The sequence below is a fragment of the Kitasatospora sp. NPDC101447 genome, assembly GCF_044767225.1.
Lineage (GTDB): Bacteria > Actinomycetota > Actinomycetes > Streptomycetales > Streptomycetaceae > Kitasatospora.
In genome coordinates this window covers 403832-427337 of the sequence record NZ_JBIWNL010000001.1, presented here as the reverse complement: position 1 = coordinate 427337, position 23506 = coordinate 403832, and the positions used below count along the sequence as shown (strand labels likewise).

The 23506-nt window shown below is 74.2% G+C and carries 24 protein-coding genes; 10 read left to right on the top strand and 14 right to left on the bottom strand.

The window, feature by feature from the left end; translation table 11 throughout:
- Positions 1-75 precede the first annotated feature (75 nt).
- Positions 76-885 carry an SAM-dependent methyltransferase gene (locus ACIRST_RS01840; RefSeq protein ID WP_402799112.1) on the bottom strand — a complete coding sequence of 270 codons (810 nt, stop codon included), beginning with the start codon at positions 883-885 and terminating at the stop codon, positions 76-78.
- Between the two features lie 86 nt (positions 886-971).
- Between ACIRST_RS01840 and ACIRST_RS01835 the strand changes: the two genes are divergently transcribed.
- From ACIRST_RS01835 to ACIRST_RS01825, 3 genes are all read left to right on the top strand, one after another.
- Positions 972-1196, top strand: a complete 225-nt coding sequence (locus ACIRST_RS01835) for a hypothetical protein (RefSeq protein WP_402799109.1) — start codon at positions 972-974, stop codon at positions 1194-1196.
- Between the two features lie 136 nt (positions 1197-1332).
- Positions 1333-2028, top strand: a complete 696-nt coding sequence (locus tag ACIRST_RS01830; protein WP_402799107.1) for a hypothetical protein — start codon at positions 1333-1335, stop codon at positions 2026-2028.
- Positions 2029-2106: 78 nt separating this feature from the next.
- Positions 2107-2682: an XRE family transcriptional regulator gene (locus ACIRST_RS01825; RefSeq protein WP_350522792.1), complete on the top strand. Its 576-nt coding sequence runs from the start codon at positions 2107-2109 to the stop codon at positions 2680-2682.
- Between the two features lie 45 nt (positions 2683-2727).
- Here the strand turns inward: ACIRST_RS01825 and ACIRST_RS01820 are convergent, their stop codons facing one another.
- Both ACIRST_RS01820 and ACIRST_RS01815 read right to left on the bottom strand, forming a co-directional pair.
- Positions 2728-3630 carry a dihydrodipicolinate synthase family protein gene (locus tag ACIRST_RS01820; RefSeq protein ID WP_402799103.1) on the bottom strand — a complete coding sequence of 301 codons (903 nt, stop codon included), beginning with the start codon at positions 3628-3630 and terminating at the stop codon, positions 2728-2730.
- A 1-nt stretch (position 3631) separates the two neighbouring features.
- Positions 3632-4453, bottom strand: a complete 822-nt coding sequence (locus tag ACIRST_RS01815) for an aldolase (RefSeq protein ID WP_402799101.1) — start codon at positions 4451-4453, stop codon at positions 3632-3634.
- Positions 4454-4808: 355 nt separating this feature from the next.
- Here ACIRST_RS01815 and ACIRST_RS01810 point away from each other — a divergent pair, with 355 nt between their 5' ends.
- A complete protein-coding gene (locus ACIRST_RS01810) occupies positions 4809-6236 on the top strand; it encodes a phytoene desaturase family protein (RefSeq protein WP_402799100.1) in 1428 nt (475 codons plus the stop codon).
- A gap of 177 nt (positions 6237-6413) precedes the next feature.
- Entirely contained in the window at positions 6414-7142 is a 729-nt protein-coding gene (locus ACIRST_RS01805; protein ID WP_402799098.1) for a phosphatase PAP2 family protein, read from the top strand.
- Between the two features lie 78 nt (positions 7143-7220).
- Here the strand turns inward: ACIRST_RS01805 and ACIRST_RS01800 are convergent, their stop codons facing one another.
- From ACIRST_RS01800 to ACIRST_RS01775, 6 genes are all read right to left on the bottom strand, one after another.
- The gene (locus ACIRST_RS01800; protein ID WP_402799096.1) at positions 7221-7898 is read right to left on the bottom strand and encodes a response regulator; all 678 of its coding nucleotides are present in this window, start codon (positions 7896-7898) and stop codon (positions 7221-7223) included.
- Entirely contained in the window at positions 7895-9205 is a 1311-nt protein-coding gene (locus ACIRST_RS01795; protein WP_402799093.1) for a histidine kinase, read from the bottom strand. The genes ACIRST_RS01800 and ACIRST_RS01795 overlap by 4 nt, the downstream gene beginning before the upstream one ends.
- Before the next feature lie 205 nt (positions 9206-9410).
- Positions 9411-10259 (bottom strand): ABC transporter permease, encoded by an 849-nt coding sequence (locus tag ACIRST_RS01790; RefSeq protein WP_402799090.1) that lies wholly within the window; start codon positions 10257-10259, stop codon positions 9411-9413.
- A complete protein-coding gene (locus ACIRST_RS01785) occupies positions 10256-11215 on the bottom strand; it encodes an ATP-binding cassette domain-containing protein (protein WP_350522800.1) in 960 nt (319 codons plus the stop codon). The genes ACIRST_RS01790 and ACIRST_RS01785 overlap by 4 nt, the downstream gene beginning before the upstream one ends.
- Positions 11216-11395: 180 nt before the next feature.
- Positions 11396-11824, bottom strand: coding sequence for a cupin (locus ACIRST_RS01780; RefSeq protein WP_402799086.1), 429 nt, complete (start codon positions 11822-11824; stop codon positions 11396-11398).
- The gene (locus ACIRST_RS01775; RefSeq protein ID WP_402799084.1) at positions 11821-13341 is read right to left on the bottom strand and encodes an MFS transporter; all 1521 of its coding nucleotides are present in this window, start codon (positions 13339-13341) and stop codon (positions 11821-11823) included. Before ACIRST_RS01775 ends, ACIRST_RS01780 begins: the two co-directional genes overlap by 4 nt.
- A gap of 56 nt (positions 13342-13397) precedes the next feature.
- Here ACIRST_RS01775 and ACIRST_RS01770 point away from each other — a divergent pair, with 56 nt between their 5' ends.
- Positions 13398-14069 (top strand): TetR/AcrR family transcriptional regulator, encoded by a 672-nt coding sequence (locus ACIRST_RS01770; protein WP_402799081.1) that lies wholly within the window; start codon positions 13398-13400, stop codon positions 14067-14069.
- Between the two features lie 10 nt (positions 14070-14079).
- On the opposite strand, the gene ACIRST_RS01765 is transcribed toward ACIRST_RS01770, so the two are convergent.
- The 3 genes from ACIRST_RS01765 to ACIRST_RS01755 all read right to left on the bottom strand — a co-directional run bounded on the left by ACIRST_RS01765 (position 14080) and on the right by ACIRST_RS01755 (position 16464).
- Complete coding sequence (locus ACIRST_RS01765; protein ID WP_402799079.1) at positions 14080-15057, bottom strand: hypothetical protein; 978 nt, start codon at positions 15055-15057, stop codon at positions 14080-14082.
- A 65-nt stretch (positions 15058-15122) separates the two neighbouring features.
- The gene (locus ACIRST_RS01760) at positions 15123-15500 is read right to left on the bottom strand and encodes a hypothetical protein (RefSeq protein WP_350522805.1); all 378 of its coding nucleotides are present in this window, start codon (positions 15498-15500) and stop codon (positions 15123-15125) included.
- A gap of 283 nt (positions 15501-15783) precedes the next feature.
- The gene (locus ACIRST_RS01755; RefSeq protein ID WP_402799077.1) at positions 15784-16464 is read right to left on the bottom strand and encodes a TetR/AcrR family transcriptional regulator; all 681 of its coding nucleotides are present in this window, start codon (positions 16462-16464) and stop codon (positions 15784-15786) included.
- An 80-nt stretch (positions 16465-16544) separates the two neighbouring features.
- Between ACIRST_RS01755 and ACIRST_RS01750 the strand changes: the two genes are divergently transcribed.
- On the top strand, positions 16545-17444 hold the full coding sequence (locus tag ACIRST_RS01750) for an SDR family NAD(P)-dependent oxidoreductase (protein ID WP_402799075.1): 900 nt from the start codon (positions 16545-16547) through the stop codon (positions 17442-17444).
- A 109-nt stretch (positions 17445-17553) separates the two neighbouring features.
- Here the strand turns inward: ACIRST_RS01750 and ACIRST_RS01745 are convergent, their stop codons facing one another.
- The gene (locus ACIRST_RS01745; RefSeq protein ID WP_402799073.1) at positions 17554-18504 is read right to left on the bottom strand and encodes a ketopantoate reductase family protein; all 951 of its coding nucleotides are present in this window, start codon (positions 18502-18504) and stop codon (positions 17554-17556) included.
- Between the two features lie 272 nt (positions 18505-18776).
- Here ACIRST_RS01745 and ACIRST_RS01740 point away from each other — a divergent pair, with 272 nt between their 5' ends.
- The 3 genes from ACIRST_RS01740 (at position 18777) to ACIRST_RS01730 (ending at position 21857) form a co-directional block, all read left to right on the top strand.
- Positions 18777-19610, top strand: a complete 834-nt coding sequence (locus ACIRST_RS01740; RefSeq protein ID WP_350522808.1) for a PIG-L family deacetylase — start codon at positions 18777-18779, stop codon at positions 19608-19610.
- 227 nt (positions 19611-19837) lie between these two features.
- Positions 19838-21433, top strand: coding sequence for a restriction endonuclease fold toxin-2 domain-containing protein (locus ACIRST_RS01735; RefSeq protein ID WP_402799069.1), 1596 nt, complete (start codon positions 19838-19840; stop codon positions 21431-21433).
- 49 nt (positions 21434-21482) lie between these two features.
- On the top strand, positions 21483-21857 hold the full coding sequence (locus ACIRST_RS01730; RefSeq protein ID WP_350522810.1) for a hypothetical protein: 375 nt from the start codon (positions 21483-21485) through the stop codon (positions 21855-21857).
- A 58-nt stretch (positions 21858-21915) separates the two neighbouring features.
- On the opposite strand, the gene ACIRST_RS01725 is transcribed toward ACIRST_RS01730, so the two are convergent.
- On the bottom strand, positions 21916-23463 hold the full coding sequence (locus ACIRST_RS01725; protein WP_402799068.1) for a long-chain fatty acid--CoA ligase: 1548 nt from the start codon (positions 23461-23463) through the stop codon (positions 21916-21918).
- Positions 23464-23506 lie beyond the last annotated feature (43 nt).

The following is a 23506-nucleotide window of genomic DNA, read 5'->3' as shown; positions in this document are numbered from 1 at the left end:
TGACGGCCGACCGGCCGGGGGCGGCTCGACAGCGGGGCGGGGGCCCGGCGGCCGGGCTGCCCCGTGGCGGCGGGCTCAGCCGTCCGCACGCCGTACGGCCTCGATGAATCCCCTGGTGGTGGGCCGCGACAGCGGGCGGCCGTACGTCTCGCCGAGGCCGTCCAGGGCGGTGAGGGCGGTGGTCCAGCCGTGCCGGTCGAGCCAGCCGTGGGTGTCGGGGCCGAGGCCGCCGCGCCACAGCCCGGTGATGTGGGCGAGCGCCGGGTCGTGCGGCGTCGCCTTCACGTCCTGGCCCTTCTCCAGCAGCAGCCGGCTGCCGGGGGCGGCCAGGCCGGCGACCGCCGTGAACAGCCCGGCCGCCTCCTCGGGCGTGAAGTAGACCAGCAGTCCCTCCGCCAGCCAGGCCGAGCGGCGCGCCGGGTCGAACCCGGCCCCGACCAGCCGGGCGGGCCAGTCGCCGTCGAGCAGGTCGGCGGGCAGGGTGGTGCGCCCACTGCTCGGCACGGCGCCGAGCCCGTCGAGGACCCGCTCCTTGAAGGCCAGCACCGGGGCCAGGTCGAGCTCGAACACCCGGGTTCCGGCGGGCCAGTCCAGCCGGTACGCGCGGGTGTCGAGCCCGGCCGCGAGCAGCACCACCTGGTCGGCCCCGGCGGCGAGCAGGCGGTCGTCGTAGAAGCGGGTGCGCAGGATGCCGTGCGCGACCAGGGCCTTGGCGAGGTCGCTGCCCCGCCCGGAGGCGGACATCGGCGCGTCGGCCGCCGTGACGAACGCGGCGGCGTACGGGTCGACGAACAGCGGGTCGGGGCGGGAGCTCTCGTAGGCCCGGACCCGGGCGACGGACAGGGCGGTGCGGGACACCGGGCTCAGCGGTTCGGAGGTCGTCATGGCGGCAATGTACCGACCCGAACGCGCCGCCCGTCCGGCGGATCCCGTCACCGCGACTTCCACAACTGCGTCACAAGGGAGCCGAGTTGCTCCCCGCCGACCGGCCGCCCTGGAATCATCCCGCTGGGCGCCCGGGGAGGTGCCCGGGACGCGATCGTGGGGGTGGCGCGGGCTCCGGCCTCGGCATCGGCTTCCTCGCCTTCGTCGGCGGCTCCCCGCTCCTGCAGATGGCGTTGCCGCTCGCCGTCACCCTGGGCATCCCCCTCCTCGGCTGGGTCGCGCTGGTCGCCACGGCCGCCGCGATCCCCTGAGCGGACCGGCCCCGTCGACAGAAGTTCCACAACTGCGTTACAAGAGATTCGAATTGACTTCTCCCGCCGGGAGCCTCCCTGGAATCATCACTGCTGGGCATCGGGGAGGTGCCCGGGACGGGATCGAGGGGGTTCGATGAACGCACGGATCGAGGACGCGAGGCCGCCCGGCCGGCCCCGGCTCCACTGGGTGATCGTCCGGGGCCTGGCCCGGGCGCTGCTCGTGGCGGCGGGCCTGGCCACCGTCCTCCTCGCCTTCAGCTGGTTCGTGGACGCCTACCGCTCGGTGGACGCCTACCGCGCCGCCCCGGACTGCGGCACGGCCGCCGCCGCGCCCGGCGCCCCCTGCGTACGCCACGAGACCGGCAAGGTGACGGCACGGAAGGTCGACAACAGCAGCGACTCCACCACCTACGACCTGACCGTGGCGCGCGAGACCGCACCCGGCCGCACCTTCAGCGTCGGCGAGGCCTTCTACCGGGAGGCGAAGATCGGAACCGACGTGGACGTGAAGGTCTGGAACGGCCGGCCGGTCGAGGTCTCCTGGCACGGACACCGCGCCTCGACCCCCGACATCCCCTGGCTGTCCACCCTCAAGGTGGCCCTCCTGGTGAGCGCCGGGACGGCCCTGACCGCGTACGGCCTGGCCTGGCCACGCGACAGCTATCGGGGGACCCCGGTGGTCGCCGCCGTCTCGATCTTCATCCCCACCTACATCGGGGCCCTGATCCTCTGCCTGGCCCAGTGGCCGCTCATCGTCACCCTGGTGATCCCCGGGCTCGCCTGGCTGCTCCTGACCGCCACCGCCGTGGCCGCGTCCCGCGAGGCCTGAGCACCGGGACCACCCCGACGGCCCGTGCGTCCGCGATGGGATGATGGACCGGACGATTCCGCGGGTGAGAGGTGGCGCATGAGCAGCAGACTGCGGGTGCTGCGGAAGCAGAACCGGCTCAGTCTGGAGGCGCTCGCCGAGCAGGTCGGCGTCACCAAGAGCTACCTCTCCAAGGTCGAACGGGGTCTCAGCGACCCGTCCATCTCCACCGCGCTCAAACTGGCGCACGCCCTGGGCGTCGACGTCGGCCGGCTGTTCTCGGACGAGGTGGAGCCCGAGCTGGTGACCGTCGTGCGCGCCGGCGAACGCACCCCGATCGCCGGCGGGACCGGCCCGGGCACCCCGCACTACGAGGGCATCGCGACCGGCCTCAGCGGCAAGCAGATGGTGCCGTTCGTGATGTACCCGCCGACCGACGCGACCGGCTCGGCGTACAAGTCCCACGCGGGCGAGGAGTTCCTGTTCGTCCACGCGGGCACCGCGGAGCTGGAGTTCCCCGAGCGGACCGTACGGCTCGGCCCCGGGGACAGCGTCTACTTCAACTCTGCGCTGCCGCACCGCTGTCGGAGCACCGGGGCGGAGCCGGCCGAGATCCTCGTGGTCATCCACGACGACCCGGCCGGCCCCTCGGACCGGGTCCCCACGCTGCCCTGACGCACGACGGGTCCGACGGACGGCGGTGACGCCCGGCGCGCGGGCTCAGGCCGGCGGGACGGTGCCCGCCTCGGCCAGCAGCGCGGCCAGCCGCTCCGCCCGCTCCTCGGCCAGCGGCAGCAGCGGCCGCCGCGGCTCGCCGACGTCCAGGCCGCGCAGCGCCAGGCCCGCCTTGACCGTGGTCGGCAGGCCGCCGCCGGTCAGGAACTGCAGCACCGGCAGCTGCCGGTAGAAGACCTGCCGGGCGGTGTCCAGCGCTCCGGCGCGGACCGCCCGGTACAGGGCCAGGGTGAGCTCCGGGATCAGACAGGGCGCCGCCGTGCACCAGCCGGCCGCGCCGGCCGCGAAGGCCTCCAGCGCCAGCGGGTTGGAGCCGTTGTAGAACGGCAGGGCTCCGTCGGACAGTTGGGCGAGCCGGTGCATCCGCTGGATGTCGCCGCTGCTCTCCTTGACCATGGTGATGTTCTCCACCCGGTCGACCAGCCGGTGCAGGAGTTCCGGCGGGAGGTCCACCCCGGCGGTGGCCGGGTTGTTGTAGACCATCAGCGGGATGCCGATCGCGCCGGCGATCTCCTCGTAGTGCCGGGTGACCTCCCGCTCGTCCAGCCTCCAGTAGGACAGCGGCAGCACCATCACCACGTCGGCGCCGACCTGCTCGGCGTACCGGGCCCGGCGGACGGCGCTGCGGGTGGTGAGGTCGGCGATGCCGACCACGGTCGGCACCCGGCCCGCGACGGCGGCGACCGACGCCTCGGTGACGTCGAACCACTCCCGGTCGTCGAGGTAGGCGCTCTCGCCGGTGGACCCCAGCGGGGCGATCGCGTGGCAGCCGGAGGCGACCAGCCGCTCGATCAGCTCGGCGAGCCGGGTGAGGTCCGGGCTGCCGTCGGTGCGGGAGAACGGGGTCACCGGGTAGGCGATGATCCCGTCGAGGACGGTCGCGGCCATCTCAGGAGTCCTTCCGGGTGGGGGCGGCAGCGGGCAGGTGGTCCACGGCGTCGCCGTGCCCGGCGCGCAGTGCGCGGCGGGCGTAGTAGGCGAAGTTCGCCTGGCCGCGCTTGGGGGTGGAGATCCAGTCGTGCGCCTCCTGCGCCAGCAGCTCGGGGATTTCCTGGATCCTCCCCGCGGCGCTCGCCAGCAGCTGGAGCTTCGCGGCCCGTTCGAAGAGCAGGGCCAGGGTGCAGGCCTCCTCGACGGTCCCGGTGGCGACCAGCTGGCCGTGGTGGGCCAGCAGCAGCGCGCGCTTGTCGCCGAGCGCGGCCGCGATGATCTCGCCCTCCTCGTTGCCGACCGGGATGCCGGGCCACTTCTCCAGGAACGCGCAGTCGTCGTACAGCGGGCAGGTGTCCATGTGCGAGACGACCAGCGGGGTTTCGAGCATGGACAGCGCGGAGATGTGGAGCGGGTGGGTGTGGATGATGCAGTTGACGTCCGGTCGGGCGCGGTAGACCCAACTGTGGAACCGGTTGGCCGGGTTGGCCATCCCGTCGCCCTCCAGGACGTCGAGGTCCTCGTCCACCAGCAGCAGGTTGGACTCGGTGATCTCGTCGAAGCCGAGTCCCAGGCGCTGCGTGTAGTAGGTGCCCGGGCGTTCGGCCCGGGCGGTGATCTGCCCGGCCAGGCCGGAGTCGTGCCCGGCGTCGAACAGGATGCGGCAGGTCAGCGCGAGCTTCTGGCGCACCGTCCAGCCGCTGTCGGGGATCGCGGCCTGCATCCGGCGGTGGGCGAGGTCCACCAGCTCGGACTTGTCCGCTTCGAACGTGTCGGCCATGCCGTGGTTCTCCTTCACTTCCCAGGGGTGTTCGGCCCTGCGGGGCGGGACGGAGGCGCAGCGGAGCGGGCAGCGCACGGCAGCGGGCAGCGCACGGCGGCGACCCGCGCCGGCCGGACCGCCGGGCGCGCCTCGGCGAGGACACGATGTTCACCATAGGACACAACGTGTCCTGCGTCGAGCGTCGGTTCCGGCCCGGTGCCGGCCCGGTGCCGGCCCGTACACGACGGTGCCCCACCGGAAGTGACGACGGCTCAGCTCGAACACGGCGCGGGCACGGCTCGGCGCGGCTCGGCGGAGACGGACACCGGGGATCATCATGGGTCCCGGGAGAAGGTTCACCGGGAGGCAGCACATGACCGATGCCGTCGTCGTCGGCTCCGGGCCCAACGGCCTGGCCGGCGCCGTCACGCTCGCCGAGCACGGCCTCACGGTCACCGTGCTGGAGGCCGCCGAGGAGATCGGCGGCGGCGCCCGCAGCGGCGAGAGCACCCTGCCCGGCCTGCTGCACGACCACTGCTCGGCGGTGCACCCGTTCGGCGTGGCCTCCCCGCTGCTGCGCTCCCCCGACCTCGCCCGGCACGGACTGGAGTGGGCCTGGCCCGAGGTCGACCTGGCGCACCCGCTCGACGGCGGGGAGGCGGCCGCGGCCGTGCGATCGGTCCGCGACACCGCCCGCGCCCTCGGGGCCGACGCCGACGCCTGGCTGCGGGTGTTCGCCCGGCCCGGCGAGCACTTCGACGCCCTGGCCGAGGACGTCCTGCGCCCCCTGCTGCGGTTCCCCCGGCACCCCCTGCTGCTCGCCGACTTCGGCCGACGGGCCGCCCTGCCCGCCACGCTGCTCGCCCGCACCTGGCGCACCGCCCGGGCCCGGGCCCTGTTCGCCGGCGCCGCCGCACACGCCTTCCGCCCGCTCGACCGGCCCCTCACCTCCGCCGTCGGCCTGCTCCTCCTCGCCGCCGCGCACCACCGCGGCTGGCCGGTCGCCCGGGGCGGCTCCGGCCGGATCACCGCGGCCCTCGCGGCACGGCTCACCGAACTCGGCGGACGCATCGAGACCGGGCACCCGGTCCGCGCACTGGCCGACCTGCCGCCCTGCCGGATCGCCCTGCTGGACGTCGCGCCCGGCGCGGCCGCCGACCTCTGCGGCGACCGGCTGCCCCCACGGGTACGGCGCGCCTACCGGCGCTGGCGGTACGGGCCCGCGGCGTTCCGCATGGACTTCGCCGTCCAGGGCGGCGTCCCGTGGCGCCACCCGGACTGCCGCCGGGCCGGCACCGTGCACCTCGGGGGCACCCTGGAGGAGGTCGCCCACGCCGAACGGCAGACCGCCCGCGGCCGGCTGCCCGCACGCCCCTTCGTCCTGGTCGCCCAGCAGTACCTCGCCGACCCCGGCCGCTCCCGCGGCGACGTCCACCCCGTGTACGCCTACGCCCACGTGCCGCACGGCTACGACGGGGACGCCTCCTGGGCGGTCCTCGCCCAGATCGAACGCTTCGCGCCCGGGTTCCGCGAGCGCGTGCTGGCGACCACCACCCTGCCGACCCGCCACCTGCCCCGCCACAACCCCAACCTCGTCGGCGGCGACATCAGCACGGGCGCCAACACCGCCCGCCAGACCGTCCTGCGCCCGCGCGCCGCCCTCGACCCGTACGCCACCGGCATCCCCGGCGTCCACCTCTGCTCCGCCGCCACCCCACCCGGCGCCGGCGTCCACGGCCTGTGCGGCATCCACGCGGCCCGCTCCGCCCTGCGACACGCGGGGATCCCGGTGACCGGCTGAGCGGTCGGCCCGCAGTCCGGCCGTACCGGCCGCCCGACGCCGACGGGCGGACGCAGCCGACCGGGCGTGGCAGCGCCCAGCCGGACGGTGGTCGCCGCGAGCATGGGGACGGTGCCGCCGTCCGCCCGGACGGCGGCAGCGGCAGGCTCCCGGCCCCGAGGAAAGGCGTCGTGCCCGATGAACCGACCGCCGAGGACCGCGCACCCGCCCCGGCCCACCGCGCCGGAGGCCCGCGCCAGGCGACGGTGGCTCCTCGTCGCGGGCGTCGCCGCCGCGCTGTTCACCGCCCTCGCCGTGCTGCTGGCCACCCGCGCCTGGGCGCCGTTCCCCTTCGAGCGGGCGGCCGCCGACTGGGCCGCCGACCACCGCCCGGCGGTCGCCCGGAGCTCGGCCGTCGCGCTCACCCGGCTCGGCAGCGCCGTGGTGCCCTACCTCCTCGCCCTGGCCGCCGGGGCCGTCAGCGTCCGCGCCACGCCCGCGCCGCGGCCCGTCCGCCGAGCCGTCCTCCAGCTGGCGGCGCCGGTGCTGTGGCTGATCGCGGGCCAACTCCTACGGCTGGGCGTGATGCACGCCTGCGGACGACCCCGGCCGCCCCAGGCGGAGTGGGCGACGGACGCGTCCGGATTCTCCTTCCCGTCCGGCCACTCCTTCACCTCCGCCGTCAGCTCCGGCCTGCTCGCCCTGGCCGTCGCCCGGGCCCACCCGGCGGCGGCCCGGACCGCCGCCGGGTGGGCCGCCGTGTTCACCCTGGTGGTCGGCGTCAGCCGGATCTACCTCGGGGTGCACTGGCCCCTGGACGTCCTCGGCAGCTGGCTCCTCGCCGCCGGATGGCTCGCGATCGGCGCCGTGGTCCTGCACCCGCTCCAGCCCACCGCCCCACCGCCGGACACCGGCGGCGCAGCCTGACCCGCTCGGGCCGCCCTCGCGGCGCGCACCCCCGGACCGCTCGCCGGACGCCCGACCGCCGGTGGCGCCCGCCGCGGCTCAGACCGGCGGCTGCGGCCGCGTCAGCCCGCGGTCGTACGCGAAGATCACCGCCTGCACGCGGTCCCGGGCGCCGATCTTCGCCAGGACCCGGCTGACGTGCGTCTTGACGGTCGACTCCGCGAGGACGAGACGTGCGGCGATCTCGCCGTTGGTCCAGCCGTGGGCGATGGCGACGAGGATCTCCCGTTCGCGCTCGGTCAGGGCCTCCAGCTGCGGGTCTGCGACGGGCGCCGCGCCGGGCGGGCGGACCGGCAGGTGGTGGGCGTAGGTGTCGAGCAGTCGACGGGTGATGGCGGGTGCGACGACGGCGTCGCCCTCGGCGACGGAGCGGATCCCGGAGAGCAGCTCCTCGGGGCGGGCGTCCTTGAGCAGGAAGCCGCTGGCTCCGGCGCGCAGGGCGGCGTGGGCGTACTCGTCGAGGTCGAAGGTGGTCAGCACGAGGATGCGGGAGCGGCCGCCGGTGGCGACGATCCGGCGGGTGGCGTCGATGCCGTCCATGCCGGGCATCCGGATGTCCATCAGCACGACGTCGGGCCGCAGGTCGGCGGTCAGCCGGACGGCCTCGGCGCCGTGGGCGGCCTCGCCGACCACCTCGGTGTCGGGTTGGCTCTCCAGCAGCATGCGGAAGCCGTAGCGCTGGAGTGGCTGGTCGTCCACGATGAGGACGGTGGTCACGTCGGGCCGCCTGTCGGGTCGGGGGTGAGGTCGAGTACGGCCTCCACGGTCCATCCTGCACCGGGGCCCGGTCCGGCCGTGACGCTGCCGCCGTACAGCGCCGCGCGTTCGCGGATGCCGGCGAGGCCGTGGCCCTCGCCGCCGGGGTGGGCGGGGGTGCGCACGCCGGGGGGCGGGCCGCTGTCCTGGACGCGGACCCGCAGGCCGTCGGTGACGGCGGTCAGGGTGACGTGGGCCCGGGTGTCGGGGCCGGCGTGCTTGAGGGCGTTGGTGAGCGACTCCTGGACGATGCGGTAGGCCATCAGCTGCATGCCCGGGTCGAGGTGGCCGAGGTCGCCGGCCGCCGTGTAGACCACCTGCGGGCCGGCGGCACGGATGCGGGCGCACAGCCCGTCGAGGTCGGCGATGCCGGGCTGCGGGGTGAACTCGGCGGTCTCCTCGCCCTGCTCCCGCAGGACGCCGAGCATCCGGCGCAGTTCGCCGAGGGCCTGGCGGCTGGTGTCGCCGATCAGCTCCAGGGCCTCCCGGCCGCGTTCGGGGGAGGCCTGGGCCGCGTAGGCGCCGCCGTCGGCGAGGGTGACGATGACGGACAGGTTGTGGCCGATGATGTCGTGCATCTCGCGGGCCACCCGGGCGCGCTCGGTGGCGGCGGCGAGCCGGCTGCGCTGGTCGCGTTCGATCTCCAGGCGGGCCGCGCGTTCGCGCAGTCCGGCGAGCTGGGCGCGCCGGATGCGGACCGCGATGCCGAGGGCGACGGCCGCCGTCGCGGCGCTGAACAGGAAGAACAGGGCGTCGCCGACGGGCAGCCCGCCGCCGGAGACGGCCACCGCGACCAGGGCGATGGCGCCGACCATGGCGCCGCAGGACCAGGCCAGGTGCCGCAGCCGGCCGTGCAGGGCCAGGCTGTAGAGCGCGACCAGCAGGGCGGCGTCGGCGCGCAGGCCGACGCCCAGCGACCACTGCAGGACGAACACCGCCATGATCGCGACGAAGGCCTCCGTGGGCCGGCGGCGGCGCCACAGCAGCGGCACGACCAGGCCCGCCTGCAGCGCGAGCATCGCGGCCAGCGGCGGCCGGGCGAGGACGATCCGGTGCTCGCGCGGGCCGTCGTCGCCGTGCCAGGGGAACAGGTCGGGCAGGCAGAAGACGACGAAGACGGCGACGACCACGGCGGCGTCGAGCACCCACGGGTGGTCGCGGTCGGCCTGGCGCACCCGTTGGCCGATCCGGGCCAGGCGGGCGAACACCGGGCCGGAGAGGATCTCGGCTCCGCCGGACGGGTCCGTGGAGGTGACGTGGTCGCTCACCGGGGGCACCTCCGTGGTTCTGCAAGCGCTCGGCGATCGCGGGGACGATCGCGGAAGGGATCCGGCCCGGGATCGTGGACGGTTTCGCGGACGGGATCGTGAAGGGCGGCGCCGGTCCGTGCCGACGCCGCCCTCCGAGTCTCTCAGGCCCGCGGGTGCCGCGGGTGCCGCGGGTGCCGCGGGTGCCGCGGGCCTGACGGGTGGGTCAGGCGTCGGTGCGCACCAGGCGTACGGCGGCTCCCGCCAGGGCGAGGACCGTCCAGCCCAGGAAGACGACCAGCCCGGCCGTCGGCGAGAGCGTGGTGGCGTCGTGCTGGAGGGCGAACATCGCCTGGCCCGCGTGGCTGGGCAGGTAGGGGCTGATGTGGTCCTGCCAGGAGCTGGGCAGCAGCGCCGTGAGGCCGGGGATCAGCATCAGGGAGGCCACCAGGACCGCGATGCCGCCGGCCACCGAGCGCAGCAGGGCGCCGAGCGCGACGCCGATCACGCCGACCAGCGCGAGGTAGAGCGCGGCCCCGAACAGGCCGCGCACGACCCCGGCGTCGGAGATGGTCATCGCGGCGCGGGTGCTCGCGAGGATCCGGCTGTCGACGAGGAAGGCGGTGAACGCGCCGGCGGTGCCGAGCAGCAGCGCGATCACGCCGTACACGGTGGCCTTGGACCACAGCACCGGCAGGCGGCGCGGCACGGCGGCGAGCGTGGAGCGGATCATGCCGGTCGAGTACTCGCCGGCGGCGACCAGCACGCCGAGGACGCCGAGTGCCAGCTGGGAGAAGTTGGTGCCGAACAGCGACAGGCTGAGCGTGCTCGCGGCGGCGAAGTCCCGGTCCATCGGGCGGCCGTCGCTGATCCGCGACTTGAACTGGGACGCGGCGATCAGGCCGAACGCGACCAGGAACAGCAGGGCGAGGCCGAGGGTGATCCAGGTGGAGCGCAGCGACCACAGCTTGGCCCACTCGGAGCGCAGCACGCGCAGCGCCGTGACCTTGTACGCGGGACGGGCGGCGGGCAGGTCCGTCGGAGCGGACGTGGCGCTGGGTGCGACGGTACTCATGCCACACTCCTGGTGGTCTCGGTGCCGGTGGTGCCGGCGGCAGTGGTGGTGGTGGTGCCGTGGTACTCGACGGCGTCGCGGGTCAGCTCCATGAACGCCTCCTCCAGGGAGACCGTCCGGGGGGTGAGCTCGAACAGGGCGATGCCCTGCTCGGCGGCGGCGAGGCCGATCTCGCGGGCCGTGCGGCCACTGACGAGGAGCTCCTCCGAACCGGCCCGGCCGGTGATCTCCACTCCCGGTCCGGCGAGCGCGGTGCGCAGCCCGGCCGGGTCGGCGCTGGCGACCTTGACCACGTCGCCGCCGGCCTCGCGGACCAGGTCCTGCACGGTGGTGTCGGCCAGCAGCCGGCCGCGGCCGACGACGATCAGGTGGTCGGCGACGAGGGCCATCTCGCTCATCAGGTGCGAGGACACGAAGACGGTGCGTCCCTCGGCGGCGAGCCCGGTGAGGAGGTTGCGGATCCACAGGACGCCCTCGGGGTCGAGGCCGTTGACGGGCTCGTCCAGCATCACGGTGGCCGGGTCGCCGAGCAGGGCCGAGGCGATGCCGAGCCGCTGGCCCATGCCGAGCGAGAACGCCCCGGCGCGCTTGCGGGCCACCGACTGCAGCCCGGTCATCTCGATGACCTCCTCGACCCGGCGGCGCGGGATGCCGTGGGTGTGGGCCTGGGCCATCAGGTGGTTGAAGGCGGAGCGTCCGGGGTGGATCGACTTGGCCTCCAGCAGCGCGCCGACCTCCTGCAGCGGCGCCGCGTGCTCGGCGTAGCGGCGGCCGTTGACGCGGACCGTCCCGCCGGTGGGGGCGTCGAGTCCGACGATCATCCGCATGGTGGTGGACTTGCCCGCCCCGTTGGGCCCGAGGAAGCCCGTCACCGTACCGGGCCGGACCGTGAAGTCCAGCCGGTCGACGGCCGTCTTCTCGCCGTACCGCTTGGTCAGCTGGTGCGCCTCGATCATCGGTCATCCCTGTGCTCCGGGGCCGGGCCGTCCCGGCCGCCCTGGTCTTCCACGCTAGGGGGCGGGGACGGCCCGGACCGTGGTACCGGGGGCCGATCATCGGCGCGCCCGTAGTACCGCGGTACCACGGGCTTCGCGGCGTTCCGGGGCGCCGCTGCCGCGTGGCCGGCGGCCTCCGGTTCAGTGGGAGCCGGTGCGCCGTTCGAGGCGGGTGTCGCTGCGCCGTTCGAGGCGGGTGCCGGTGCGCAGGGTGATCGACATCAGGTCGCTGGGGGCGTCGAGCTCCAGGCGGTGCCAGCGCCCCCGCGGGACGATGACCGCGCGGCCGGCCGTCAGCCGTACCGTCTCCTCGGCGCCCCCGGGCGCGACGGGGCGGAAGTGTACGCGGACTCCGCCGGTCAGGCAGCAGACCGCTTCCTCGGCCGCGGGGTGCATCTCCCAGTGGTCGGCGTGGACGTCGGCGTCGGTCTCCACGTGGAAGGTGGCGACCTGCCAGGCGCCGGGGTCGCCGCCGGTCATCCGGCGTCCGGTGGCCCGGACGGTCCCGTCGGGGTGGATGTGCAGGGCCGAGGCGAAGAGGTCGACCGCGGTGGTCGGGGTCATCGTCATGCGGGGGTTCCTTCCGGTTGCTTCTCCGCCGGGGTGGCGGGTCGGGGGCCGGGGGTGTCCGGCCGGCGGCGGGGCAGCACGACGGTCGCCACGACCGCCGCGAGGACGAAGAGGGCGGCGCAGACGGCCAGCCCCAGGGCGTAGCCGTCGTTGAGCGCGCCGGGGTCGGTGGAGGTTCCGGTGCGGTGGGCGGCGACGGTGGCGAGGGCGGCCAGCCCGACGCAGCCGCCGAGTTGGCGCGAGCTGTTGAGCAGCCCGGAGGCCCGGCCGGCTTCGTGTGCGGCGATGCCGGTGGTCGCGGCGGCGGCGACCGGCGCGAGCACCAGCCCGGTGCCGATGCTGGTCACGAGGGACGGGCCGAGGACGTCGGTGAGGAACCCGCCGTCAGGGCTGATGCCGGCGAACCAGGCCAGGCCCGCGGCGGCCAGGAGGGCGCCGGGTACGAGCGCGGCGCGCGGGCCGCGGGCCGCCGTGACCCGGGTGGCGACGACGGTGCCCGCGACCAGCCCCGCCGAGAAGGGAAGGAACGCGGCACCGGTGGCCGCCGCGCCCAGGCCCAGCACCTGCTGCAGGTAGAGGGAGACGAAGTAGAAGGCGGTGAACTGCCCTGCGGCGGCCAGGAACACCAGCAGGTTCGCCCCGGCGACCCAGCGGCTGCGCAGCAGGCCGAGGCGCAACAGCGGTGCGGGCGCCCGGGTTTCGGTGACGACGAAGGCGGCCAGCAGTACGGCCGCGGCGGCCAGCGTGGCCAGGGTGGCCGGGGCGGTCCACCCCCGGGCCTCGGTCCGGACGACGCCGAACACCAGCAGCCCCACTCCCCCGGTCGCGAGGACGGCGCCGGGCACGTCCGGCCGCTCCCGCCGGGCGGGCCGTTCGCCGACGGGCCGTACGCCGACGGGCCGTTCGCCGGAGGACCGTACGCCGACGGGCCGTTCGCCGGAAGGCCGTACGCCGGCGGGCCCGGCCGCGGGGAGCAGCGCGAGGGCCACCGCCACGACGGGCAGGTTGACCAGCATGACCCAGCGCCAGCTCGCGTACTCGGTGAGCAGTCCGCCCGCGAGGACGCCGAGGGCGCCGCCCGCCGCGTTGGCCGCGCTCCACACGCCGAGCGCGCGGACCCGGCGGGGGCCCTCGGTGAACGTGGTGGTGAGCATCGCGAGCGCGGCCGGGGCGGCGGCCGCGGCGCCGATGCCCTGGCCGGCGCGGGCGGCGACCAGTTGCCAGGGCTCCTGGGCCAGCCCGCCCGCGAGGGAGCAGAGTCCGAAGACGGCCAGGCCGGTGACGAGCAGGCGCCGCCGGCCGTAGAGGTCGCAGGCGCGGCCGCCGAGCAGCAGGAGGCCGCCGAAGGTGAGTGCGTAGACGTGCACGACCCAGGAGAGGTCGAGTGGTGCGAATCCCAGGGCGGTGCGGATCGCGGGCAGGGCGACGTTGACCACCGACATGTCCAGCGCGAAGACGAACTGCGCGACGGTCACCGCCGCCAGCACCAGGCCGGGGCGTAACGAGTTTTTGTACATGTAAGGAAACTACCCCGGACGATCTCCGCTGTCGAGCGCCGGGGGATGATGGGGGCATGACGCAGCAGCCCGCCGCACCGCGCAAGGCCACCGGCCGCCCTCCCCGCATCTCCCGCGAGGAGGTCGTCGGCGCGGCCCGCCGGATCGTGACCGAGGAGGGCGTCGGGAAGCTGACGATGCGTCGCCTGGCCGCCGAGGTCGGCAGCACGCCGATGGCCCTCTACCACCACGTCCGCGACAAGGAGGAGTTGCTCGTCCTGCTGCTGGACGACCACGCCGCCCGCACCCTGACGCCCACCGGGCTGCCGGCCGAGCCGCGCGAGCGGGTCGTCACCGCGGCGGCCGCCATCCACCGGGCGCTCGCCGCCTGCCCCTGGATCGTGGAGGTGCTGACGGCCGACGACCTGATGTCCACCCACGCCCTGTGGTTCGTCGAGCAGATCGTCGACGGCCTGGTCGACTGCGGGCTCCCGCCCGAACGGGCCGTGCAGGGCTACCGGGCGATCTGGTACTACACCGCCGGCGAGATCGTGGTCCGGGCGGCGGCGGCCCGCCGCCGCGCCGCGGACGACCGCCCGACCTACCGCGAACAGGTCTTCGCCGGACTCGACCCGGTCGCGCTGCCCCGGCTCGCGGAGGTCGGCGAGCACTGGGAGCGACTGACCGCCGAGGACACCTACGAGGACGGGCTGCGCTCCCTGGTGGCCGGACTGCTCACCGGCCGCTGAGCCGGCGGGCTCAGCCCTCGCCCTGCTCGCCGAGGATCCGCTCCGCCGCGCGGACCCGGTCCTCGATCCGCTGCCGGTACTCCGCCAGCGCCGGGCCGTGGCTCTCGATGTACCGGGTGTCGTAGGCGGACTGCACGGCCAGCGAGATGCCGACCAGGTTGGTCGACAGCTTGCACGCCACGTCGTCGGAGGCCTGCCGGAGCTCCCGCGCCGAGTGCCGGACGGACACCACGCCGTTCACCTCGGCCGTCCCCGGCAGCAGGGAGGTGTCGGCGAGGACGTCCTGCGGCGTCGGGTAGCGGTAGCCCTTGGTCGCCATGCAGGAGCTCCACGCGGCGAAGGCGGCGCGGACGCGCGGATCGTCGGTGGGGACCCCGGGGCCGTGGTCCGGCAGGGCCTGCGGGTCGGGCAGCGGGAGGGCGCCACCCGCGCCGCGGGTGCTCTCGCCCTTGCAGCCGCCGGCCGGAACGGCCTTGCCGGCGTACGCGGGCACCGCCTTCCCGGTCGGGTCCACCCCGTGCTCCACCGTCATCGTCTCCGGCGAGGGCGGGGCGGCCGCGGGTACGGGCGCGGCCGGCGCGGACTGCTCGGGAACCCGGTCGTACCCGCTCACGGCGGCCCGCTCCGGGTCGAAGAAGCCGTACAGCGGGGCGTGCGTGCGGTCGTACCGCAGGGCCTGCTCGTCGAACCCGATGAGGTCGGAGGCCACCGGCGGCAGTCCGAACTCCCGCATGCACCGCGCGTTCAGGGCGTTCGCGGCGGCCTGCAGGGTGGTGACCTGCTGCGGGGTCACCAGGTAGGTGTCGATGGGCCGGACGATCTGCTCCACCGTCGTGATGGTCGCGACGGGGCCGATGGCGGGCACCGCCGCGGCGCCGCCGCCGGAGGCCGGCCCGCAACCCGCGACGGCCGCCGCCGACACCGCGACCGACACCGCCAGGGCGAGCAGCCCGGCCGCGCGTCGGGTCGTACCGCGCACTGCGTTCATGACGAACCGTCCCTGGGAGCGGCGGCGGGCGCCGGGACCGTGCCCGGCGCCCGCCGCGGTGGAGACTAGGACCAGATGTTGACCGAGTACGTGGTCGAGTTCATGTCGATGTAGGGCGTGATGCTCCACGGGTTGAAGCGCGCGCCGGTGTCACGGCCGCCGCTGGTGTAGTAGTTGGTGTAACCGGTGTTCACACCCGAGCCCACGGCGGAGGTGCCGGTCATCCAGACGCTGAGCGTCTGGGAGCCGCTGCCCGTGAAACCGAAGCAGCGCACCGCGTGGTAGTTGTTCGGGCCACCGGAGTAGACGGTCACCCCGCGGTACTGCGAGGCAGCGCAGTCGATGGGCTTGACCTCGGCGCTGGCCGGCGCGGCGAGCGCGACGGTCCCGGCGAGGATGCCGCCGGCGACGGCGCTGACGACGAGCTTCCGGCTGATCTTCACGCGCGTTCTCCCTTGATCCGCTGTCCTGGAAAGTCCTGGAAGGCTGTTCACGGCAGGCCCGGCCTGCTGGAAGTGCGGTGGTACGGAGTCGGAACCGCGGTGTGTCTCCCACCGGCGGTCTCCGGCCCGCCATCAGGGAATCGCATCGCCGGAGCCCTGGCGAGCGGGCTCCAGCGATCGTCGGGGCCGGCTCCACAGGCCGTCCGGCCGGGCACTCGGGATCCGCGAGAGGTTCCGTCCTGACCAGCGGTGGTCCGCTCCCGTCGACGGCGCGCCCGGGCGGTCAGTCCCGTGCGGAAGCGGCCTCGGCGGCCAGCCCGACGATCGTCGCGGTCAGGATGCGGGCCAGCCGAGGTTCGACCTCGATGACGGCGTGGGCGAGGCGCGGGTCGCTGCGGTAGAGGGCCGCGACCTCCGCGCCCGGGTTCGCGATCTGCCACATCGCCCCGGCGAGTGAGACGGCGGTGGCGACCAGGTCGACCACGTCCTGGTCGCTCAGGGCGGGCACCTGCGCCCGGACGGCCGCGGCGATCGGCGCGCGGGCCGCGCGGGTGGCGAGCTTGAAGTCGCGCACCGCGTCGAGCGAGACGTGGCGTTCGAGGTTGAGCGGGGCGTGCGCGAGCAGGTCGCAGAACAGCCCGCGAGTCGCGAGGGTGCCGGCGAACGCCCGGGCCACGGCCGCCGGCCCCGGGTCCTCGGCCTCCCGCAGCAGGGCGGACAGCGCGTCCGACCACTCCTGCCAGCCCTCCGCGGTCAGCCGCAGGAAGATCTCCTCGCGCGTCTCGAAGTACCGCAGCAGCGCCGACTTGTGCATCCCCACCGCGGCGGCGATGTCGGTCAGGGAGACGTCCCTGATGCCGCGCTCGCGGCCGAGTGCCCGGGCCGCCTCCAGGATCGAGGCCTCGCGCTGCCGCTTGGCCTCGGGCGAGCGCGCCCGCCGGAACTCCGATGCTGCTGCTTCCACCCGGCCATCGTAGAGCAACGCCGTTGCCGTATTACCGCAACACCGTTGCGCTATTACCGCAACGGTGTTTTACTAATGGCATGGAACAGATCGTGGAACAGACCGCGGACCAGACGTGGTTCATCACCGGCAGCTCCCGCGGCTTCGGCCGCACCCTCGTCCGCGCCGCCCTCGAAGCCGGCGACAGGGTGGCCGCGACCGCCCGCCGCCCCGATCAACTCAGCGACCTCGTCGAGGAGTTCGGTGACCGGGTGCTCCCGGTCGGGCTCGACGTCACCGACCCGGAGGCCGCCCGCGCGGCCCTCGCCGAGGCGCACGCGCACTTCGGCCGGATCGACGTGCTGGTGAACAACGCCGGCTACGCCAACGTCTCGCCGATCGAGACCACCGAGGACGCCGACTTCCGCGCCCAGTTCGAGACGAACTTCTGGGGCGTCTACAACGTCACCAAGGCCGCCCTCCCGCTGCTGCGCGAGCAGAAGGGCGGCCTGGTCATCCAGTTCTCGTCCATGGGCGGGAGGGTCGGCGGCTCGCCCGGCATCGCCTCCTACCAGGCGGCGAAGTTCGCCATCGACGGGTTCAGCCGCGTCCTGCGGGCCGAGACCGCGCCGTTCGGCGTGAAGGTGCTGGTCGTCGAACCCAGCGGCTTCCGCACCGACTGGGCCGGCTCCTCGATGCTCGTCCACGACATCCCGGAGGCCTACGACGAGACGGTCGGTGCCGTCCACCGGCGGCTGCGGCAGGGCGGCGACGGAGCGAGCACGGCCGGCGACCCCGTCCGCGCCGCCGAGATCCTGGTCCGGATGGCCAAGCGGCGCGACATCCCCCACCACCTGCCCCTCGGCGTCAACGCGGCCGAGGGCTCCATCGCCATGGACCGCGAACTGCTCGCGGACGACACCAAGTGGCGCGAGGTCTCGCGCTCGGCGGACTTCGCCGAGGCCTACCCGGTACCCTTCCCGCCGGACCAGGCCGACTGACCGACGGGCTGACGGGCTGACTGAGCGCCGGGCCGACGGGCCGATTCACCGCCGGACCGGGGCACCGGCGGCCGGCCGCAGCAGCTCCCGCCGCGGCCGGCCCGTGCCCTCAGGAACGCGTCGCGGCCCCCGCCGTCAGCTCCGCCACCAGCCGGGCGGCGAGCGGCACGGGGACACCCTGCCGGTCCGCGGCGCGCAGCAGCGCACCGCCGATCGCGTCCAGCTCCAGCGCGCGGCCCGCCTCCGCGTCCCGCTGCATCGAGGACTTCGCCTCCGCCGGGAAGGCGTCGTACAGCGCCAGGGTGCGGTCCGGGTCGACGGCGGCGCCGCAGAACCGGCCGACGGCGGCGGCCTCGGCGACCAGGGCCGTCAGCTCGGCCCGGTGCTCGGTACGGACCCGGCCGATCGGCAGCCCGTGGCGGGTGGTGAGCAGCGCGAACGGCGCCAGGAAGGCGAGCTTGCCCCAGAGCACGGTCGGCTCGTCCTCGATCACCCGGGTGCGGACGCCGGCGGCCCGGAGCATCCCGGCGAGGTCCGCGAGCCGCTCGGGCGGGCCGGCCAGGTCGATCTCGGTGAACGGACTGCCGTGCTCGACGGCGCCGGGGGCGACCCTGGTCGACTCGACCCGCACCACGCCGGGGACGACCCGTTCCTCGCCGAACCGCCGGCGCAGCTCGGCCGCGTGCTCGACCCCGTTGAGCAGCGGCACGACCACGCCGTCGGCGACCGCTTCGGGGGCGATCCGCTCCACCGCCGCGGTCAGGGCGGTCTGCTTGACCGTCACCAGGCAGAGGTCGACGGGTTCGTGCAGTTCGGTGCGCGCCTCGACCCGTGCGGTGAACTCCCCGAACTGGGGGCTGCGGACGTGGATGCCGTCCCGGCGCAGGACGCGTGCGGTCGGCTCACCCGCCAGGCAGATCACGCGGTGGCCGGCGCGGGACAGCACGGCGGCCAGCAGGCCGCCGACTCCCCCGGGGCCGAGCACCGCCACCGTCCGGCGGGGGACGGCGTCGGTCTGCTCGGCGGGGGTGGTGCGGTTCTTCTCGGACGGAACGGACACGGTGGTTTCCTCTCGGCACGTCGTGGGTCGGCACCGCGCGCCCCCGCCGTGCGTCCGGATCGCCTCCGGATCGCCGCGGGGTCGAGCCGGTTGCCGCCAGGCCCTGCAGTGATGATCGAATCCGCCCGGCCCCCTGGTCAATCCTCGGGATTCATGGGAACACCCCAAGCGTTCCCTTGGGTTGTCACCGGTGGCACCGATAATGCGGGGCGGCTGCCTGCCGCCGTACCGCAGACTCGAACCGAGCACTTTCAGACCCGAGGATGGTTTTCATGATTGACCGGCCGTTGACGCTGATGGCGGTGCACGCCCACCCCGACGACGAGGCCAGCGGGACGGGGGGTGTCCTCGCGCGGTACGCGGCGGAGGGCGTCCGCACCGTCCTCGTCACGTGTACCGACGGCGGTTGCGGTGACGGGCCCGGGGGCGTCAAGCCGGGCGACCCGGGGCACGACCCGGCGGCCGTCGCCGCGATGCGCCGTGAGGAACTGGAGGCGAGCTGCGAGGTCCTGAAGGTCAGCCACCTGGAGCTGCTGGAGTTCGCCGACTCCGGGATGATGGGCTGGCCGACCAATGACGCGCCCGGCTCCTTCTGGCAGACCCCGGTCGAGGAGGGCGCCGCCCGGCTCGCCGAACTGATGCGCCGGTACCAGCCCGACGTGGTCGTCACCTACGACGAGAACGGGTTCTACGGGCACCCGGACCACATCCAGGCGCACCGCATCACGATGGCGGCGCTGGAACTCACCGACCTGACGCCCAAGGTCTACTGGACGACCGCACCGCACTCGATGGTGCGGCGGTTCGGGGAGGTCATGCGCGAGTTCGGCGCGGACTTCGAGGAGCCGGAGCAGTCCGAGGCCGGCGAGATGCCGGAGATCGGCCTCCCCGACGAGGAGATCACCACCTGGGTGGACACCACCGAGTTCGCCGACCAGAAGTTCGACGCCCTGGCCGCGCACGCCAGCCAGGGCGAGAACATCTTCTTCCTGCGGATGGGCAAGGAGCGCTTCAACGACCTGTGGGGCGTGGAGACCTTCGTCCGGGTCCGTGACACCACCGGCGCGGACGTGCCCGAGAACGACCTGTTCGCCGGACTGCGCTGACCGCTGCCGCAGCCCCGCCGCTCCGGTGCGGCGCGCCGCCCGGCTCGCCCGGCCCTCGGGTCGGCCGAGCCGGGCGGCGCTCCCGTTTCCGCCTCCGCCTCCCCTCCCGATTCCTCCTGCTTCCGCCTCCGCCCGCTTCAGTGTTCGTCTCCGCCTCCGCGCCGGGGGCAGCCACTGTCGGCATTGCTTGCTACCGTGAATGTCAGGAAATATCGGGGGAGAACGCCATGACGGACTTTCACGTCAAACCGGCCGACATGCTGCTGTCGTCCGCCGGGTTCACCGATCTGCAGAACTCCGCGGCCCAGATCTACCGGAGCCTGGTGTTCGCCATGGACGCCACGGCGGGCATGGCGGGCGACGACGAGGCCGGCAGCTCGTTCGCCGCCGCCTACGATCCGGCCGCGCAGAAGCTCGTCGACGCGATGGCCCAGGTGGTCGGCCAGCTCGGCCAGACCTCCAACGGCCTGTACACGATGGCGATCAACTACCTCAGGACCGACGCCGACATCGCGGCCTCGATGATGGCCCCGCAGAAGCTCCCCGCGTCGAGCGCCCCGGAGTGCGACGAGGAGGTCGCCAAGGCCAAGCTCCGCTCCGCGGCCGGGCACAACGACAGCGGCGCCGTCCACGACCTCCTCAAGAAGTTCTGGCCGCAGGGCGATCCGGGCAGGCTCCGGCAGGCCGCGAGCGACTGGAAGGGCTTCGCGGAACTCGTCTCCAGGCTCGGCGCCGAGGGCGACAAGCGGGTCCTGCGCGTCACCGCCTCCAGCACCTCCGGCGCCGTCACCTCCTTCGCGCAGAACTGGGCGAAGGTGCACGACGGCTGCGCCACCGAGGGCCCGCTGCTCAACAGCCTCACCAACGCCGCGTTCAAGCTCGGCCAGGCCTGCGAGGCGTACGCCAAGCAGGTCGAGGACCTGCGCGACACGCTGGAGGACCTCGCGATCACCGCCGGCATCGTCGCCGGGGCGGGCATCCTGCTTACCGTCGTCACCCTCGGCGGGTCCGACGTGGCGGCCGCCGGCGGCGAGGCCGCGATCGCCGCCGAGGCCGGCGCCGCGGCGGTGGCCATGACCGCGGCAGTCGAGGGCAGCGCGGAAGTCGCGGTCCTCGCCGAGGCGGCGGCCGTGGTCGACGCGGCGGCGGCGAGCCTGATCCCCGTCGGCGCCGGGCTGACCGCCGTGGCGACCACCGCCGTCGTCCTGGCCGGGGCGACCGACGCCGCAGCGGCCCCCGCACCCAAGCCGCCGCCGTTCACCGTCACCCCCGGGATGCCGCCGCTTCCCCGCGATCCGAACAGCCCCTTCCCGGCGCTGTCGCCGCAGGACCAGGCCGCCGTCCGGGCCTGGATGACGCAGATGGAGCAGGACGGCCGGACCTTCCCGGCGCTGGGCCCCTCCGCCAAGGGCGACCCCAAGATCGACGCGCGCCGGGCCTACCAGGTCCGGGTCGCCGGATCGACCGAGTACCGGCTGTACACCTCGGTGACCGACCCGGAGTCCGGCCGCGAGCTGGGCATGGACGCCGACGGCGTCCGCCCCGAGGACGGCGCCGCGATCGACGCCAAGTACATCGGCCAGCAGAAGAGCTGCAAGTCCCCGTTCCGGCTGAACAACGCCGACGGCGTCTTCGAGTTCGCGTACGAGAACACGATGGACGGCGAGGCGAAGAAGCTGGACAAGTACGCCTCGGCGCTGAACGACCCCCGCAACAAGGTCAACCACCTGGAGCTCATCACCAACGACGCCAAGGCCAGCTCCTACTTCCAGGCCCTGATGACCGCCAAGGGCGTCACCGGGAACGTCCGCGTCGTACCGTGACAGTCGACACGAGACCGATCCGCACCACCGAGAGAAGCGAGAACACCCCGTGGGAGCCACCTTCTACGTCAGCGCCGACCAGGAACAGACCGGGCCGTGGACCTTCACCGGCGAGCAGCTGAAGGAGTGCGTTCGCCGCCACTGGCCGGACGCCACGGTGAGCGGCGCCTTCGAGAACTTCCTGGAGATCCACGCCGAGGTCGAGCCCGGCCGCTGGGCGGAGCTGGCGTACAACCTGCGGCACGGCGCCTTCTCCTTCGAGGACCGGGAGCCGCACTCCGCGCCGCTCACCGTCATCTACACGGCACTGCACGAACTGGCGCCCGCGGTACCGGTGGTGTGGTGGATCGACTACGACGCGGAGCTGGCGCCCCTCGACCTGGCCGGCGGCCGGGAGGCGTTCATCGACAGCTTCCCCGCATAGGCGCGGCGCCCGACCGCACGTGCCCGTCGGCCTTCCTGACCGGTCGCCCGTCGGCTCCTCAGGAGAGTTCGCGCTTGAGGATCTTGCCGGTGGCGGTCATCGGCAGGCTGTCGACGATCTCCACGATGCGCGGGTACTTGTGGCCGGCCATCTGTTCCCGGCCCCAGGCGACCAGTTCGTCCGGGGTGGCCGCGGCACCGGGCCCGAGGATGACGAAGGCCTTGACCTCCTCGCCGTGGCTCTCGTGCGGCACGCCGACGACCGCGGCCAGGCTGATCGCGGGGTGCGTCATCAGCACCTCCTCGACCTCGCGGGGGTACACGTTGAAGCCACCCCGGATGATCATGTCCTTGGCCCGGTCGACGATGTAGTAGAAGCCGTCCTCGTCCCTGCGGGCCAGGTCGCCGGTGCGGAACCAGCCGTCCCTGATCGCCTCGGCGGTGGCCTCGGGCCGGTTGAAGTAGCCCTTCATCACGCCGTGGCCCTTGACCACGATCTCGCCGACGGCACCGGCCCCGGTGACCTCCGCCCAGTCCGCGTCGATGAGTTTGATCTCGACGCCCCAGATCGGCATGCCGATGGAGCCGGGGCGCGGATCGCGCGCGGGGTCGGAGAAGGTCACCACCGGTGAGGTCTCGGAGAGGCCGTAGCCCTCCAGGATCCGGACGTGGAGCCGCTCCTCGATCCGGCCGAGGAGTTCCACCGGCAGCGCGGCACCGCCGGAGACACCGATCCGCAGGTTGCGGGCGATCCGGTCCACGTCGACGGTGTCGGTGAGGGCTCCCAGCAGGGCCCACCACATGGTCGGGACGCCGGCGAAGAAGGTGATCTCCTCGGTGTCCATCAGCCGCACGACCTCCTCCGCGTCGAAGCGCGGCACGAGGTGGAGGGTCGCGGCCGTCGAGAAGCCGGTGTGCATCTGGACGGTGGAGCCGAAGGTGTGGAACAGCGGCAGGCACAGCACGTGGCTGTCCGTGGCGGGCGTGCTCCGGAACGTCCGGTTGCAGGCCAGGACGTTCATCACCGTGTTGACGTGGGAGAGTTCGGCGCCCTTGGGCTGCCCGGTGGTGCCCGAGGTGTAGAGGATGACCGCGGTGTCGGTCGCCTCGGTGGCCACCGCGTCGAAGACCGGGGAGGTGCCCGCGAGGGCCGCGCCCAGCGTCTGCGCGCCCTCGACCGGCGACGGCGCGGCCGGATCGGCGGTGATCACGAAGAAGTCCTCGCAGCTCTTCACCTCGTCGAAGGCCTTCCGGCCCTCCTCGCCGATGGCCAGGCCCGGTGTCCCCTCGAAGCAGAAGTACGCCTTCACCGCGGCATCGCGCAGATGGTAGGCCACCTCGCGCGCCTTCAGCAGGATGTTGAGCGGGACGACGACCCCGCCGGCCTTGAGGATGCCGTAGTAGACGATCGGGAACTGCGGCAGGTTGGGACAGCTCAGCGCCACCCGGTCGCCGGGCCGGATCCCCCGCTCCACCAGCAGGTTGGCGACCCGGTTCGCGGCGGCGTCGACCTCGGCGTAGGTGAGCCTGGTCGAGCCGAGGACCAGCGCGTCGCGGTCCGGGTGGTTACGGGCGGAATCCTCCAACAGGACCGACAGGTTCAGCATGGCACCTTCCGAGGGTGTGGATCCGGGCCGGGCCGCGGGCGAC